The sequence below is a fragment of the Lyngbya sp. PCC 8106 genome, from assembly GCF_000169095.1.
Classification (GTDB): Bacteria; Cyanobacteriota; Cyanobacteriia; order Cyanobacteriales; family Microcoleaceae; genus Capilliphycus.
Window position 1 is genome coordinate 45,343 of sequence record NZ_AAVU01000010.1, and the last position, 16,024, is coordinate 61,366.

The window sequence follows — 16,024 nt, forward strand, 5'->3', positions numbered from 1 at the left end:
GAAAAGGAGCAAGCTATTCAGTCGCCTTGCTCCACAATTTAAGTTTTTAGAAGGAGAATAGTTTTCTCAATCTCCTCTAGAATTTGCGATCGCGATGATCAACGACTTTCACTTTAGGATCGCGACTGATCACTTGAGCGTGTTCGCTATCGGTTTCAATTCGTCCTGAAGTTGAAGTATTGTGATTGACTGTAGTGGGATCGTAAATTCCAAACTCTTGAATTCCTTGACGGTTGAGAATGGATTGAACTTGGCGCAGATCATCATCTGTACCCTTAACAATCACTAAATAATGACCTTGACCAACTTGATTATGATAATGTTTGGCGCGATCTTCAAAAATTCCTAAACCTGCATAGTTATCTACATGATCCATGCGATTAATATCAGGAATCCGATTCATCTGATCAGAATCGTGAGCCACAACAGAAACATTCCTCATCGGAAAATCAACATTTTTGAGTTCTGTCAGGGCATATTCAGCTTCTTGACGAGTAGAAAAGATGCCGACTCCATGTTTGTAAGGAGACAACTCAGAACCTGTTTTAGCTGTGCTAAAAGTATGAATATTGGTATCTGATCGCTCATTTTCAGGTCGTTTAAAAATAGCCCATTCTTGAATTTCTCGACGGCTTAATAGGGTTTCGACGCGCTGGATTTCTTCTTGGGTTCCTTCAACAATTACCAGATAATCTCCCCGATCAAAGCGATCATTGAAGAAACGGTTGCGATCGCCCAAAAATCCTAAAAATCGGTTATCAAAGCGGTTATGAATGTGAAAACCGTGACGGTTGGGATGATGGTCATAGTCACGCCCGATCACATAAACTTGATGATGAGGAAAGCCTGCATTGATCAGTTCATCGAGTGCTGCATCGGTATCTCGGCGACGGGGAAATATACCAATCGCCCGATAGTCGTGATGTTGAGGGGTTAGAGGTTCATCCGTTTGGTGAGGATACTCTGAGGCGGGAATGTCAAAAACACCCCAGTCTTGAATTCCTTGACGGCGTAAGACGGTTTCGGCGTTTTGGATTTCATCGTCAGTTCCGTCGATCATCACCAGGTAATGTCCCTTTGACACTCGTTCGTTGTAGGTTCTAGCGTGTTCTTCCGGGATTCCTAAGCCAATGAGCGACCCTATTAAACCGCCTGCTGCTGCCCCAATTGCCCCACCTGCGGCTGTTGTTGCAATCGTTGTCGCGGCTGCACCTGCAAGCATAATTGGCCCAATACCAGGGATAGCCAAAGCACCCAGACCGACTAATAAGCCTGTTAAACCGCCTAATGCACCACCTGTAAGCGCTCCTGTTTTGGCGCCGTCATCGGCTTTATTTCCCTGATGTTGATCGTGAACTTCTGTTTCACCGATGCGGTCTGGTGCTTCTGAGTCTTGTGCAATGATGGATACTCTATCCATCGGAAAGTCAGAGTCTCTCAGTTTGTGGAGTGCCTTTTCTGCATCTCTACGGTTGGGAAATGTACCTACTGCTCTTTTATTAGCTCTTAAAACCATTTGTTTTCCTCCCTGAGGGGAATTAATTTTATTTTAGAACGCCTTTTTTTAGGAGTTATTCTTACAATTTACTGGAGGAAAACTGAATTGACCTCTATCTAAGTAGACAAAAATATTTTTCTTTCGGTATATCTTTTGATAGACGATGATTCTTTAGAGATCATCTTTTCGTTGTTAAAAAGTTTGATTTGTTTGAAATAAGTATTAATGAAATGATTATTGTGATGTTTTTTATCTGAATTCGATAGCTTTTCCTACATCTCAACTTTTTGTTTAACTTAATTATTATACAAATTATATATTTTTGTATCTATCTTTGAGATTAATTCTAAAGTTTAGCTTGGGCTTTTTTCTGACTTTTCGACTGAACTTTTAACTTCCATCAAACGTGCATAGCGAGGACGACAAGGGGTGCCGATACAAACTTGACCAGGGGGCATATCGCTAAACACACTACTACGGGCGGCTATAACTGCATTAGAACCAATCACGACTCCTGGGGCAACAAAGCAGTCTGCGGCAACCCAAGCGCCATCTTCTAGGCTAATAGAAGCGGTTTTCAGTCCAAAAGCGGGGTCTGTAATCTCGTGACTTCCGGTACAAAGATAACTTTTTTGGGAAATAACGCAGTGCTGACCGATATTAATCTGATCTAAACTATAAAGTACAACATCATCACCAATCCAACTATAATTTCCGATTGTCACTTTCCAGGGATAGGTAATTCGAGCGGTTGGACGGATGAGAACCCCTTGACCAATTTTTGCTCCAAACCGCCTCAATATCCAGCAGCGAATTCCACTCAAAGAATGTAAGGTGAGGGGAAACGTAACCGCTTGCACAAACCACCACAATAAAATAAACCAACCGGGTTTTCCTCGATCAAAATTCGATTGGTCGTATTGACGTAAATCAACCCAGGATGTTGTTTGTTGAGTCTCGATCATAATCAATAATCAGGTAGAGAGACGTTATCGGTAACGCCTCCAAAGGTTACTATTTCTGAACCGCTTGGGGAACAGAGGGGACTTGATTTGTGTTATTTTCAGTTGGTGCTTTACTAACGTTTAAATGACCGCCAAATGTCCGCAATTCATAAAGTTTTACACCAATTTGATATTCATATTGACTGAGCAACCGACCATAAATATAACCCGCTCGACCATCTAAAAAACCGAGTCGTAGGATATAAAACAGGACAAATCGCAAAAAGGGTTTAAAGGGAAGTCTGACCCAAACTTTTTTTAAGAATCGTTTGCGTTGAACTGCATCTCCAAACAAGTTAGCCCCAATCGTATCACTCTCATCTTGTCCGGTCAATATATTATAGTAAACGCGAGCTTCCCAGTTAGAATAACGATTATGTCGAGCAATCCAGTGAAACATATCTCGGAAGTCTTCATGGAGCATATCATTTTTCAGATAGCCGACTTTTTCGGAGCCTGACATGACAACGTGTTCGTGAACTTCGTTATCTCCGGTATTACGAACTCCTTCTGTTTTCAGGTTTTCGTAGCAACCCTGTTTGTGCTTAAATAAACGCAGATTCCAATCGGGATATTTGCCCCCATGACGAATCCAAGCCCCTAAAAAGAAAACCCGTCGATTGATGTAATAACCACAAAATTCAGGATTTTGAATCATCACTGCGATTTCATCCCAAAGTTCGGGAGTAATGCGTTCATCGCAGTCTACAATTAAGACCCAATCATTGCGAAAGGGTAAATTTTCTAACGACCAATTTTTCTTTTTCGGCCAGTTTCCGTTAAAATGAAATTGTACAACTTTCGCACCGTGACTTTCAGAGATTTCAGCAGTGCGATCTTCACTTTGAGAGTCTACCACAAAGATTTCGTCTGCTCTGGCAACACTGGCTAAACAAGCAGGTAAATTTTCTTCTTCGTCTTTAGCAGGAATCAGAACGGAAACCGGAATCTTAGATGCAGTTGAGGTCATAGCGAGAAGTTTCCAGTAGTAGTTTTACAAAAAAATTAGATGCGTGTCCAAAGTATTAAAAACTGTTGGATTTAGAGAACAATAGAGAATATATCAAGAGAATATGAGTATTGAATCTCTCCCCTTTCCACTCTAACCTTTCCCCTCCTGCCTTGCCGAATGATCAGTCTTGGCTATTTTTGTATATTTATCGGCTAAAGCAACCCTGATTAGCCAATTTCTTTTTTTCTAATGTTTTTGGGATTTCGAGGTGACAATTCCAGAAATGGCAGCCCCTAAATAACCAATCTGACCGTAAGCATACACGAAATTATCAAACCGTTGTGCAGGATCGCTTAAATTCTTAACGGATTTGTACAATCCTCTGACAATTCGTTCTCCCCCACGACCTAACTGACCCCAACCGGCTTCACCTGCGAGTTGTTCTCGGTAACATTCACTAATTCCTTGCCACCAGCCTCTTTCCATAAACCAACTGCGGTTGACTCTTTCTGGGGCGACGTTATGGGCGACTAAGGCTTCAGGGAGATAGGAGACTGTCCAGCCTTTTTTTAACGCCAATTCGGTCATGTGAAGTTCTTCGTTAGAGAGTAACCGTTTTCCCACACGGCCTAAGTTGGGGTCAAACCCGCCAATTTGGTCTAAAAAGCTGCGACGCAGGGAGTAATTTAAGCCTCTAGGGGTTAAACCGGGCTTGGTGATGTTAACGACTTCATTGCCTAAATCATAGGCCCCGAGATTACCTGCTAACGCTTCTGATAACCATGGGGGGGCTTGAATTCCTTCCGGCCATAATAGCGTTACTTTACCGCCTGCGATCGCTAATTTCTCGTTTTGTTGATAAGCTTGATGGAGTATCCCCAACCATTGTGGGGTGGCGATAGCATCATCATCAAGATAGGCGAGAATTGGGCTTTTGGCTTCTTTTGCCCCTCGGTTGCGGGCGACGGATAATCCTGTTACCTCTTCGTAAACGTAGGTTAACTTCGGATGATGTTGTCGGGCTTCGGTCACTTCGCGTGTGCCATCGGTGGAGGCATTATCGACGACAATCACTTCATAGTCTTCAAAGTCCTGTGTGAGTAAACTATCAATCGCCGCTCCCAAATAGCGATCGCGATTGTGAGTACAAATAATGGCTGAAATCTGAGGATCTGTCATAGCTTAGACTCCCAAGCGTAGCCTTTCTCAATCTTAAGCGATTATGGCTCAGTTTCAGGTGTTTTTTCTATTTCTTCTGTTTGTTCTGTTTCTTCGATAGGAATTTGAATTTCGCTACGTTTGAGGGCTTCGGGTATAAAGGGCGAGTCATAGAAAAACCGTCGAGGTTCTCCAACAATAGTATATTCGGGATTTTGTTTTAACCAATTGTGTAGTTTTTTGATATTTTCTTGATAACTCCTGTAGTCGTAGCTTCCTCGTAGACCTAAACTCACGACAGTCATCGGGGGAATGTCTTCGACTTTGATATTGTCTGCTATTTCTTTGGGGTAAGTGTCAGTGTCCCGGTAAAGGAAGGAAACCCAAGCTTCGCCCTCTCTGTTGGTATTATTGGGGTCTAGGGTAGAAATTGGATAACGGGTTTCTACAGGAGAGGTCATCGAAATTTCGTTATCATTGATATGGCGAAAAAGGGGATCAAAAGCCCGAAAGGTTGCCATCGATAAATCACCCGTATACCGAACTGTTGCTGATCGATAAGCTGGATAACGCTTCACTTCGATTTTACCTTCTTCTGTGGGCGCTGGAAAGCCTTTCGGTAAAGGTGCAGCAATGGCAGTATTGTAAGCATACAGTGCGATCGCTCCAATTGCTAAAATTCCGAGAGGTAAGAATAATTTTTTGAGTTTAACGGGAAACATTAGTCTGATTGTGTAAAAACAAATGAATTAAGTTCCGGACGGATGAACTTTTTTTAGGGTATCACAGTCAGAGAGGTTCAGGAGTTCGGGAGTTGATGATTAAGAACTCATTTAAAATAATTCTGTTTGTCATTTCTGGGAGTCGCGAAGAATTTCTAAAGGTCTTCTTTTCATTCCGGGTGACATTCATAACTGGTGACGGTTGACTGATTCAATAACCTTACATTAAATTTCAAGATGAAACGTTTCTCCCTTCTAACATCAGGTTTAACTCTCCTTACCGCATTGGGTAGCATTACATTCACTATTTTACCCTCAATTTCTGAAACTTCTCAAGAGCAGAATAATCGATTTAATCGCGACTATTCAACTCCTGTTTCTGAACCTGTTTCTGAACCTATTTCTCCACCCGGAGTTCGACCTCCAGCCCCGTCAGAAGACCTCGGAAAACAACTGGTTCAAGAACTTTCTCAATGTATGAGAAATGCGATGCCGAATAATGAACCTGAGTCTTTAGAGGCACTACAAGCCGCATCAATGCAATGTACAATTCGGGTGATTGTTCTCACGCCTGATGGCAAAGTTAGAACCGATGCTAATGATCGGATGAATGCCATTTTAACGGCGATGAATGTTACCCTTCCGGCTACAGTTAGTCAAGGACAAGCTGCGGTAAAGTTAGAGACAATTCCTGAGAGTTTTGTTTATACAGTTCCGGTCATTGTGGGCGGAAAACCTCAAAGATTTTTATTAGATACTGGGGCATCAAATTCGATTTTATCTGAACCGATTGTTCAACAGTTAGGACTAACAGGCACAACCCTTCCTAGTGATATTTTAGCTTATTTTGTGGTAGGTGATGACTGTTCTAATATTAAGGCAACTTTACACAGTTTACCTGCTATTAAAGTCGATGCGGCTACAGTAGAAGGAATGAATGGAATGGGATTACCAAAAACGGCTATTCCGGGAGATGTAGCGGGGGTTTTGGGGTTGGATTTTCTCAAAAGTTTTGATGTTGTGATTAATCCTAAAAATTCCAGTTTACAACTTTTACCCCGTTCAAATACTGTGGCTGGAGGTGTTCCGTTACAGGGAAAAATGGGAGTAATGATCACAGAAGTGTTTGTAAATGGTAAAGGGCCTTATAATTTTCTCTTAGATACGGGTGCGGATGTGATGGTACTTTCAAACCGTTTAGCTAATACTTTATCAATTGATTTAGCTAATGCGGAAAATATTGATGTTCGCGGGTTTTGTGGTCAAGAAATGGGTCAGAAAGTTAGCCTATCTTCTATCAAGTTACAAGGTTATGAGTCAACTAATTTAGATGGAGTTGTTTTAAATAATGAGTTGTTAGATTTATTAGGGGTTGATGGAATTGTGGGTCAAAATTATCTCAATCAATATCAACAACATTGGCGGTTTGGTGAACCGAATAGTCTGGGTTTTCCGGAAACTGGAAGCTTGATGTTGAAACGGTTGTAAGTTCGCGCCGGATTTTGAGGTAAGCTAGGTCAAGATACTCCCTTGACCTTCTTTTTTTTATGAACTATGTCTTCTCAGAACGAACCTGATTTAGTCACACGAATTTCACAACTTGAACAGCAGCAAGTTCAACTGAAAAAATATATTGCAACCCTCAAACGTCGTCTAGATGAACACAGTCAACAGTTTAATACAAGACCCGAACTCCAACAGTTAGCGGAGTTACAAAAACGTCTAGATGAATTGTGCGAAAATCGGGTTAGTATTTCTTCATCCCCGGAGACAGATAGACCCATTTCTGTTGATATTATCCCGACAATACCGTTATTAGAAACTGAGGTTATTTTATCACTACCAAAGTCAGAATTGGTGTTTGATCGTTCGGGAAGTCGGGAGGTTTTAATTGAGGCGTTAGAAACCGCAGAGGAACGGTTAATCATCGTCTGTCCCTGGTTAAATTGTAACAGCATTAATGAGAATTTGCTCGAAAAAATGCGAGATTGTCTCAACCGCAATTGTAAAATCGAGATTGGTTGGGGATATTTGGGCGATCGCAAAAAAATTGGCAAGGGTTGGCGCTATAATGCTCTGGGAGATTTACAACAGTTAGAACAGGAATACCCCGATCTATTTCGCTTGAAATTATTGGGAACCCATGAAAAATATATCGTTTGTGATTTTAGCTTTGCAATGGTTGGAAGTCACAATGTATTAACCTCTGGGGTTCAAAGTGCGGAACGAGAAGTCGGAATTAGAACAACAGATTTACAGATTATTCAAGGGTTAATTAACCGTTTTGATCAGAGTGAGGAAACGGAGAAAAGCGAGATTATTCAGCAGTTTTCAAATAATATTACTCAGTTAGATGAAGCGGAATATTTAGAGGGAATTGTCGAAACTGAAGATTTAGACGAGGATGAGGAAGATGAGGATGATGTTGAAGAAAGTCAAGAACCTTCCGTTACTGCTGAGGAGTTTTTAAGGCGTTATAACGAAGGGGAACGAGATTTTACTGGGATTAATTTAGCAGGTGTTGAACTAAAAAAAACGTATTTTAAAAACGTAAATTTAACTAACGCTAATCTTTTAGAAGTCAATTTTAATTATAGCAGTTTATGTAGTCTTAATTTAACCGGAGCAAATTTAAAAGAAGCTTCTTTAAATGAAGTAAAAACTGACATATATTACAATGATTATCAATTTGCTATTTTGGATCGAGCCAATTTAGAAAATGCCACTTTGTATAAAGCCGGACTGCAAAAAGGACAATTTCATAAAACTAACTTAACAGGAGCTAATCTTATTAGTGCAAATTTACAAAGTGCAGATTTAAGAAAAGCAAATTTAACTAGAGCAAATTTGAGTCATGCTGATTTATCTAAAGAAGTGAATCTTACCGAAGCTAATCTAAGTTATGCTAACTTAACTGGTGCTGACTTAAGTAAAGCTAATTTGAGAAAAGCTAATTTAAGCTATGCTAATCTCAGTCATGCTATTTTACTAGAAGCGAATTTCCAACAAGCTAATCTAACCGAAGCAAATCTTGAATCTGCTATTTATAATGAGACAACCTATTTTCCTATCGGATTTGAGATCAATAATGCCAAAGGTTACTATATTTCTTCTAAATCTTCATTACAAAATGCCAATATGTCAGGTAGAAACTTAAGTCAATTTAATCTAGCTGGAGCCAATTTAGAAGGAGCAGACTTAAGCCAAGCTAACTTAACGAATATAAATCTCAGTAGTGCTAACTTAAGAAATGCTAATCTTAACGCAGCAAAACTCAACTCTGCGAACTTAAGTGGAGCAATTTTAACAGGAGCAACACTTCAGGGAACAGAACTAATTCAAATTAATTTGAGTAATGCGAACCTTAGTGGAGTTAACCTAAGTCAAGCAAATCTTCAATTTGCTAATCTGAAATCTGTTAATTTAAACAATGCTGACTTGCGCGGAGTCAATATGATTCAAGCACATTTAGGTGGAGCTAATTTAATTTCAGTTGATCTTCGTGCAGCTAATTTAACTGGCGCAGATTTAACTGGCGCAGATTTAACCAATGCTAAACTAGGTGGAGTTAACTTAACTAATACCATATTAAAGGGTGCAACAATGCCAGATGGAACAGTTCACGAATAAAACAATATTATGTCATTCTGAGTCCTTCGCTTTGCGATTCGGATAAACTCCGTGAAGAATCCCTAATAGACCCTTCATTTCATTCAGGGTGACAATTTATTAGACCCTAAGACTCCTCCGTCGTCTGGCTTCGCCTACGTTTCACTCAGGGTGACATTTAACACTGTTAACTCAGGGTGACATTTAAAACTGGTGACTGATTAATAATCAACATCGAGAATATTAGTTAACGCAGACTTATCTGTAGATTGTTCAAACTTTTGCTTTTTAATAATCGTAATATTCCCCACAGGTTCCATGATAATTGCTTCGACATTCTGCAAAGAAACAATACCCTGCTGTCGAACCGTTTCTAATAAATTCTTCTTCGTTAAACGTTGTTCTCTCATTGCTTTATTAATAAACTGTCCGTCAAAATAAAGCAAAGAAGGACTCGCCATTACTAAATCAGCAAAACCTGAAGATTTAATTGTCAGCCAAGAAACAATATATTGTAATCCAATTAAAACCCCAAAAGCAGTGATACCTTCAGCTAAAGAAACCCCTTTTGCTGTTAATAATCGACCAAAGGTTGAACCAATCGCAACTATAATTACAAAATCAAACGCATTCATCTGGGCGAGTGTTCGTTTTCCTGATATTCGTAGCAGCAACAACAAACTAATATAGGCTAACGTCCCAATAATAATGATCCTGAAAATCGGTTCTAAACCTGTATAAAAGAAAACAACTTTATTCATCTAAATTGTGTTGAATAGGTCAGTATAAATAAATTAAATTTAGATTTTTTAAGAAGTTCAGAATAACAAAGGTGGGTTTTTACTTTGAATGACATTTTGGATAATCCCCACCTTTTATTTTTAATCAAAATCTGTTAAACTTGAGCAAGTTCTCTTTGAGTGACTGGATATCCTTGAACATCAACTAAAGCAGAACTCGATGTTCCTTGATTTTTTTCAATCACACTGAAGTTACCATTTGTTTCAAGAACGACAGCTTCCACATTTTCTATTGCTGAAATTCCGTGAGAACGAATAGCCGCCAACACATCTTCTTGTGTAATTCGTTCTTTTTTGAGCGTTTCTGCAATCATATTTCCTTGATAAAGCAATAAAGTTGGTTTTGCTTTAATTAATGCTTGCATCTGTTCAGAGTTCACCGATAGCCAACTTACAGTAAGTTGAAGAATGACTAATAAACCAAACCCGACTATTCCTTGAATTAAACTGGTATCCTCTGCTAACAGAATCATTCCCAGGATAGAACCAAATGCAATAGTAACGATAAAATCAAAAGCATTCCACTTAGAAAGTGTGCGTTTTCCTGAAACTCTGAGTAAAATAATCAGAACGACATAGGCTAGCGTTCCGATGACTAATGTATGAAATATAGTTGTCCAATTACCTGACAAAGCGGTTCCTCCCTGATAAACTAAAGTGATAGGAATACCTCTAGCTTAAGGTGAGAACCTGTAAATTACATCTCCTCTAAGGTAGACATCGCTCAGAAATTTACAGGAAAAGTAGTATACCCGAATAATTACGACAGGGGAAAATAGCAACAACTTTCCGACTTTCGTTATCCATCTCCCTAATCTAACGAGTGATGGCTACATCTGTCTATCTCTCAATATTTTTGTGAAATCCTGTTTATTTTGCGGTTGCGAGTTGATTACTTTTCAAAATTCCATCTTCCATATAAACAGTGCGATCAGCAACATCCAAAATCCGGTTATCATGGGTAACAAGTAAAATTGTACACCCTTGTTCTTTGGCGAGTTTTTGCATCAGCGTCACCACATCTCGTCCAGATTTACTATCTAAAGCGGCGGTAGGTTCATCTGCTAAGAGTAACTGAGGATGATTGACTAACGCCCTGGCAATTGCTACCCGTTGTTTTTGCCCTCCAGAAAGATTATCAGGATAATGATTTAAACGATTTCCTAATCCGACTTCTTGAAGAATATGAGTTGCCATTTCCTTCATTTCTTTCACAGAATATTGGGAATGAATTTCTAACCCCATGCGAACGTTATGCAAAGCGGTTAGGCTACCATGTAAATTGTGGGCTTGAAAGATATATCCAGCCTGACGACGAACTTTAACTAATTGTCTTGGAGTCGCCCCACAGAGTTCTTGTCCTAAAAATTTTAGGCTACCTGATTGTACTGATCTCAACCCTCCAATTAATGTTAATAGAGTTGTTTTTCCCGAACCAGACGGCCCAGTCATAATCACAATTTCACCTGCATAAATCTCTAAGTTAATATCAAACAAAGCCTGTTTTCGTTGTTCGCCAGAACCAAAAAAATGATCAAGATTTTTAATGTCGATTACAGGTTGAGAAAAAGTATTTATCATGATTCTAAATTATCAATTATTGAATGGGTTTAAAATCTTTCCTTAAAACATATCAGCCGGATCAGCCGATTGTAGTTTTTGGGTGGCAATCGCCCCGGAAAAAATACACATAATCATCGTTAAAATCAACACTGTAATTGCTCTAATAACAGTCATCTGAATCGGTAAAGCAGTAGCTTTTGCTGCTCCATAATATAAGCCGAATTGGTAAAATAAATCCAGGTACAAACCCTAGAAATGCTAAAATAATCGCTTCTTCAAAGACAATTGCTAACAAATAACGATGACGATAACCCATTGCTTTAAATGTGGCATATTCTTGGATATGAGCGCTCACATCAGTGGATAAAATTTGATAGACAATCACCACACCCACGATAAACGCCATCGCGGTTCCTAATGTAAAAATAAATCCAATTGGACTTTCTTCTTGCCAATATTTCTGTTCATCTTCGATAAATTCTGCTATTGTCATCACTTCAACATCCTCGGGAAGATGCGATCGCAAAGCTTCAACAACAACGACAGAATCAGCGTCAGGTTCAACCTGAATTAAACCCAAACTTACACTCCCTGCATCACGACGGGGAAACAACATCAGAAAGTTTTGATCGCTAGTAATTAAAATCCCATCTGTACCAAAAGAAGCCCCTAATGAAAATAATCCTTTGACTGTAATTTTCCGTCCTTCTGCTTCTGTAGAAACCCAATTATTCTCACTAACTTGGGTAATGACTTGATCATAATCCCCCCGAGATTTGCGATCAAATAACACCACATCAGGTATTTTAATTTCATCAAGCTGTTGATTCACTTCAGGAAGATTAAAAGCTGGATAATTGGGATCAAATCCAATCAGTTGTAAGGGATTATCCTGACGAGTTTGGGGATTTTTCCAGTTAATCGTTTGAGAATATAACCCATGGGCTGATTCCACACCTGGAACATCCATCGCCTGATACAGTCTTCGTCTGGCAAAAGTAGACAAATTTTGTGTATTTTTGGCTTTGGGACTCACTAACACAATATCAGCATTTAAAGCCCGTCGTATCCGAGTATTACTATCAAAAAGAGAGGCTTGAAACCCAAGCTGCATAAACATTAAAACATCGGCAAAGGCAATCCCAGAAATTGCTACAAACAAGCGACTTTTATGGTGAGTCAGTTGTAACCATCCTAGCGGTGTTCGTCGTTGTAATTGTTGCAGCCACTTGATCATAATTCCACCTCAACTTGAACTTGCAAATTGGTAAATTTTGCTGCGGTTTGACTAGAGTTATCATCTAAACGGACATGAACTTCTACAACTCTTGCATCTATGTTTTCACTCGGATCAGTATTAATCACGCTTTGCTGTTGTACTTTGTGATCAATTCGTTCTACTGTTCCTGTTAATATTTCGGGTAAAGCTTCACTGGTAATCTTGGCAGTTTGTCCGAGTTTTATTTTTTGAATATCGCTTTGATAAACTTCGGCGATCGCATACATTTGTTGAGTGCGCCCCAACTCGATAATCCCTTGATTAGAAACAACTTCTCCCGCCCGAGTATGAATATCCATCACCACTCCATCTTGGGGTGATCGCACATAAACTTGGGCTAAATTGGCGTTCGCTTGTTTAACGTTGGCGATCGCTTGATTGACTTCTGTTTGGGCAACCTGCACATCAACAGGGCGAACTTCTGCTAAACTTTCTAATTGTGATCGCGCTTGACTAATTTGTTGACTTCCGGTACTTTGGATGCGACTCAGCGTAACTTCGGCTTCGATAATTTGTTCTTTTGCAGTGCGATTAATTCGGTCTAAATTCGCGACCGCTTCGATAATTTGTTCTTTTGCAGTGCGGTTAATTCGGTCTAAATTTGCGACCGCTTCGGCAATTTTTTGGCGACTGGTTTCTACGTTTAACTGTTTACTATCAAACGAGGATTGAGAAATTGCGCCTTCTGCGTACAACTGTTGATACCGTTGATATTCGGCTTCGGCGTTGTTGAGTTCCGCCCTCAACCGACTGATCGTGGCTGCTTGGGCTGTGCTTTCCCCTTCCCACTGGGCTTGAATACGGCTAACGGTTGCTTCTTGGGCGCTGCGTTCTCCTTCCCACTCGGCTTGTATCCGTTGAAGGGTGGCTTTTTGAGCGGCTTCATCCCCTTGTAATTGCGCTTGGAGGCGGCTAATTTGTGCTTTTTGAGCGGCGAGATCTCCAGATTTTGCCCCCGCTTTAACTTGTTCTAGACGGGCTTTTGCAACTTCTACGTCTTTTTGGGCTTGTTCTAACTGGGCTTGTAAGCGATCGCGAGAATCTAAAATCGCAATAATGTCTCCGGCTTTGACTTCATCTCCTTCTTGGACTCGTAATTCAGCAATTCGGCTTTCTTGGGTAGAAGTCGAGGCTTTGAGTTGAATCACTTCCCCATCGGGTTCTAAGCGCCCCAAAGCCGTGACGGTTTGGATTTTTGGGGTAATGGTTGTGACGGCGGGTGTCGTTGGGGTAGACGGCGATCGCAAGGGGAGATAAATCGCTACACCACCGATTCCTAAAAGGGCGACACTGGCGATTGTCACCCACTTTCGGGGGAAAGTTTGATTGATTCTGGCTGCATCCTCCATGAGAGGCAACTCCTTGTAAAAAGTTTTACTGAACCGTTTAGTCTCATTACTAAACAGTTTAGTTAAAATAAAAGAGACTGTCAACTGGAAAAAAATGATGAAATCCTCAAACCCCCAAAAATCATCTCGCCCCAAAGCATCTGAAAAAGCGAAAGCCATTCTCGAAGGTGCGATGCAAGAGTTTATGCTGTCTGGGTATGCTGCCGCAAGTATGGATCGAATTGCCACCGCCTCTGGTGTGTCAAAGCCAACGCTTTACAATTATTTTCAAGACAAAGAAGGTTTATTTATTGCCTTGATTGAACAATTAGTCGAAAAAAGATTTCAAGATTTTTTTACACCCCAATATTTCCAAGAACCTATTCCTTCAGGAAAAGGAGAAATTATTTTGCGTGAGTTGGCTAAAAAAATTGTCGAAGATGCTACCAATGATCCGCAATTTCTCGACTTTATGCGAATTATTTTAGGAGAATCTGGACGGTTTCCCGAATTAGCCCGTAGCTTTACTCGTACCATTAAAGCAACTGCTTTTCAAGCCATTACTCATCTATTTGCCAGTTGTTCTGAACTTAAAACCGATGATCCTGAAGTCGCCGCCCGAATTTTTTTAGGAACGATGGTTCATTTTGTGATTACACAAAAGCTGCTGTATGGTGAAGATATTTTGCCGATGGATAGTGATCGTTTGATTGAGGGGTTAATGAGTTGCTTAACTCGTTAAATGCAATAATATTTTATCACTAATCTCTTGAATAGTTATTCCTCTTGACACAGATTCTTGAGAAAATTTTGACCTGCTTGTTCTAAGTCTTCATTAATCGAAAAGGTTAGGCTGCGAACTCGAATTTTGACACCAATTTCTTCATTGAATGGATTTTTAAAAGGTACGGGATAAACGAGAACAGCGTTAGAACAATTTTTATGCGACGCATAAGTGTTTACTTGGTCAATATCAGAATTTGATGGTTTATCATCGGGTAGTTTGTATTTGGTATCGAGAATGTAGAGAGTATTTTGGGTTGTCGTGTTGTAGATTTCTATATCAATTCTACGCCGTATTTTTCCAATATAAACCGGACTTTGTATCCGAACCGATAAATGAGAGGGAAGATTCAATTTTAGCCATTCTGCAACAAACAACTCGTACAAGTTTGCCATATTTACCAAAAAGGAGAACATTGTATAGTTTCCAACTTGGTGAGACGCACCACAATTATCGAGGAAAAACAGACAAATTGAGTGCATTATTTGATAATCTTGATTGAGGCGATTATAAGAACGATTAACACAATCTTTTCCTTGAAATGAACGGTGAGTAACTAATCCATTCAGAACGTGATAGGCTTTTCTAATCTTCGGAGAAACTGTCGGCGAACACAAGCCAGTCCGACCAATAATGTACAGCGTCCAAAGCAAAATCTGGTTATCTTCTATATCCGCAGTCTGTTCATCGTAGTGACATTTTAGCTTAACGTTCCAGGGTTTTTTAACTGTTTCTCGCAGGTCAATTTTTCCGCGAATAGCCGAGAGATGGCTACTAACAGGAATATAAGTTCGGTAAAGTCCCCGGCGAGTCCGAGCGAGTATTTTATCGGCGAGAAAAGCCGCAAGTCTGCTATAAAAATCGTCTACGCTTTGACATTGGGTAAATTGATGATCAAAGATTTTAAAGCTTTTCAATTGATAAGCATATTCTAACATTCCGAATAGATTAGAAATGGGAACTTTTGGCTTGATGTAAATGTGTAGTTCGGGTGTTAGGATAATTTGACCAACCCATCCTCTAGGTTTGAGTTTATATTTGTTGTTGGTTTTAATAGAGGGAAACTCTACATCAATTAAATGTTTGTGATTTTTCCAAATGAGTTCAGCAATTTCTTGGTCTAGTTCATCCCGTTCAAATAGTTTGGGTTGGTGTTCGGTGAGTTCTATAATTTTGGGTTGGTTCATTTCAAATTAAACTATAAGGTTAGATTCACAAAGCTTAAAAAGAGATCCCCCTAAATCCCCCTTAAAAAGGGGGACTTTTAAGCTACTTATTTCTTATTCCCATCCCTTTTAAGGAGATTTTCAATCTTATTCCCCCCTTT

14 protein-coding genes are annotated in these 16,024 nt (G+C 39.8%); 3 read left to right on the forward strand and 11 right to left on the reverse strand.

Translation table 11 applies throughout. The features are described 5' to 3' along the window. Positions 1-76: 76 nt before the first annotated feature. The 5 genes from L8106_RS32890 to L8106_RS08880 form a co-directional block, all read right to left on the reverse strand. A complete protein-coding gene (locus L8106_RS32890; protein WP_009783920.1) occupies positions 77-1,516 on the reverse strand; it encodes a general stress protein in 1,440 nt (479 codons plus the stop codon). 335 nt (positions 1,517-1,851) lie between these two features. Next, positions 1,852-2,463, reverse strand: coding sequence for a hormogonium polysaccharide biosynthesis acetyltransferase HpsU (gene hpsU, locus L8106_RS08865; RefSeq protein WP_009783921.1), 612 nt, complete (start codon positions 2,461-2,463; stop codon positions 1,852-1,854). A gap of 49 nt (positions 2,464-2,512) precedes the next feature. Beyond that, positions 2,513-3,472, reverse strand: coding sequence for a glycosyltransferase family 2 protein (locus tag L8106_RS08870; protein WP_009783922.1), 960 nt, complete (start codon positions 3,470-3,472; stop codon positions 2,513-2,515). Positions 3,473-3,700: 228 nt separating this feature from the next. After that, on the reverse strand, positions 3,701-4,633 hold the full coding sequence (locus L8106_RS08875; protein WP_009783923.1) for a glycosyltransferase family 2 protein: 933 nt from the start codon (positions 4,631-4,633) through the stop codon (positions 3,701-3,703). A gap of 41 nt (positions 4,634-4,674) precedes the next feature. Then, positions 4,675-5,334 (reverse strand): heme-binding protein, encoded by a 660-nt coding sequence (locus tag L8106_RS08880; protein WP_009783924.1) that lies wholly within the window; start codon positions 5,332-5,334, stop codon positions 4,675-4,677. 237 nt (positions 5,335-5,571) lie between these two features. On the opposite strand from L8106_RS08880, the gene L8106_RS08885 reads away from it, so the two are divergent. Beyond that, entirely contained in the window at positions 5,572-6,822 is a 1,251-nt protein-coding gene (locus L8106_RS08885; protein ID WP_009783925.1) for a retropepsin-like aspartic protease, read from the forward strand. A 66-nt stretch (positions 6,823-6,888) separates the two neighbouring features. Next, positions 6,889-8,964: a pentapeptide repeat-containing protein gene (locus L8106_RS08890; RefSeq protein ID WP_009783926.1), complete on the forward strand. Its 2,076-nt coding sequence runs from the start codon at positions 6,889-6,891 to the stop codon at positions 8,962-8,964. Between the two features lie 200 nt (positions 8,965-9,164). On the opposite strand, the gene L8106_RS08895 is transcribed toward L8106_RS08890, so the two are convergent. The 5 genes from L8106_RS08895 to L8106_RS08915 form a co-directional block, all read right to left on the reverse strand. Next, positions 9,165-9,704: a DUF421 domain-containing protein gene (locus L8106_RS08895; protein WP_009783927.1), complete on the reverse strand. Its 540-nt coding sequence runs from the start codon at positions 9,702-9,704 to the stop codon at positions 9,165-9,167. Between the two features lie 134 nt (positions 9,705-9,838). Then, positions 9,839-10,375, reverse strand: coding sequence for a DUF421 domain-containing protein (locus tag L8106_RS08900; protein ID WP_009783928.1), 537 nt, complete (start codon positions 10,373-10,375; stop codon positions 9,839-9,841). Between the two features lie 238 nt (positions 10,376-10,613). After that, positions 10,614-11,324, reverse strand: a complete 711-nt coding sequence (locus L8106_RS08905) for a DevA family ABC transporter ATP-binding protein (protein ID WP_009783929.1) — start codon at positions 11,322-11,324, stop codon at positions 10,614-10,616. A 142-nt stretch (positions 11,325-11,466) separates the two neighbouring features. Then, positions 11,467-12,543, reverse strand: coding sequence for an ABC transporter permease DevC (devC, locus tag L8106_RS08910; RefSeq protein ID WP_009783931.1), 1,077 nt, complete (start codon positions 12,541-12,543; stop codon positions 11,467-11,469). After that, positions 12,540-13,934, reverse strand: a complete 1,395-nt coding sequence (locus L8106_RS08915; protein ID WP_009783932.1) for an efflux RND transporter periplasmic adaptor subunit — start codon at positions 13,932-13,934, stop codon at positions 12,540-12,542. Before L8106_RS08915 ends, devC begins: the two co-directional genes overlap by 4 nt. A gap of 94 nt (positions 13,935-14,028) precedes the next feature. On the opposite strand from L8106_RS08915, the gene L8106_RS08920 reads away from it, so the two are divergent. Further along, positions 14,029-14,655 (forward strand): TetR/AcrR family transcriptional regulator, encoded by a 627-nt coding sequence (locus tag L8106_RS08920; RefSeq protein WP_232228449.1) that lies wholly within the window; start codon positions 14,029-14,031, stop codon positions 14,653-14,655. Positions 14,656-14,690: 35 nt separating this feature from the next. Here the strand turns inward: L8106_RS08920 and L8106_RS08925 are convergent, their stop codons facing one another. Further along, on the reverse strand, positions 14,691-15,884 hold the full coding sequence (locus tag L8106_RS08925; protein WP_009783934.1) for an McrC family protein: 1,194 nt from the start codon (positions 15,882-15,884) through the stop codon (positions 14,691-14,693). Positions 15,885-16,024 lie beyond the last annotated feature (140 nt).

Bases quoted from the DNA above. Each gene is read 5' to 3' on its own strand.
- L8106_RS08920 (WP_232228449.1), top strand. From the start codon at position 14,029: ATGATGAAATCCTCAAACCCCCAAAAATCATCTCGCCCCAAAGCATCT.
- L8106_RS08915 (WP_009783932.1), bottom strand. From the start codon at position 13,934: ATGGAGGATGCAGCCAGAATCAATCAAACTTTCCCCCGAAAGTGGGTG.
- L8106_RS08925 (WP_009783934.1), bottom strand. From the start codon at position 15,884: ATGAACCAACCCAAAATTATAGAACTCACCGAACACCAACCCAAACTA.
- hpsU (WP_009783921.1), bottom strand. From the start codon at position 2,463: ATGATCGAGACTCAACAAACAACATCCTGGGTTGATTTACGTCAATAC.
- L8106_RS08895 (WP_009783927.1), bottom strand. From the start codon at position 9,704: ATGAATAAAGTTGTTTTCTTTTATACAGGTTTAGAACCGATTTTCAGG.
- L8106_RS08870 (WP_009783922.1), bottom strand. From the start codon at position 3,472: ATGACCTCAACTGCATCTAAGATTCCGGTTTCCGTTCTGATTCCTGCT.
- L8106_RS08905 (WP_009783929.1), bottom strand. From the start codon at position 11,324: ATGATAAATACTTTTTCTCAACCTGTAATCGACATTAAAAATCTTGAT.
- L8106_RS08880 (WP_009783924.1), bottom strand. From the start codon at position 5,334: ATGTTTCCCGTTAAACTCAAAAAATTATTCTTACCTCTCGGAATTTTA.
- L8106_RS08875 (WP_009783923.1), bottom strand. From the start codon at position 4,633: ATGACAGATCCTCAGATTTCAGCCATTATTTGTACTCACAATCGCGAT.
- L8106_RS08890 (WP_009783926.1), top strand. From the start codon at position 6,889: ATGTCTTCTCAGAACGAACCTGATTTAGTCACACGAATTTCACAACTT.
- L8106_RS32890 (WP_009783920.1), bottom strand. From the start codon at position 1,516: ATGGTTTTAAGAGCTAATAAAAGAGCAGTAGGTACATTTCCCAACCGT.
- devC (WP_009783931.1), bottom strand. From the start codon at position 12,543: ATGATCAAGTGGCTGCAACAATTACAACGACGAACACCGCTAGGATGG.
- L8106_RS08885 (WP_009783925.1), top strand. From the start codon at position 5,572: ATGAAACGTTTCTCCCTTCTAACATCAGGTTTAACTCTCCTTACCGCA.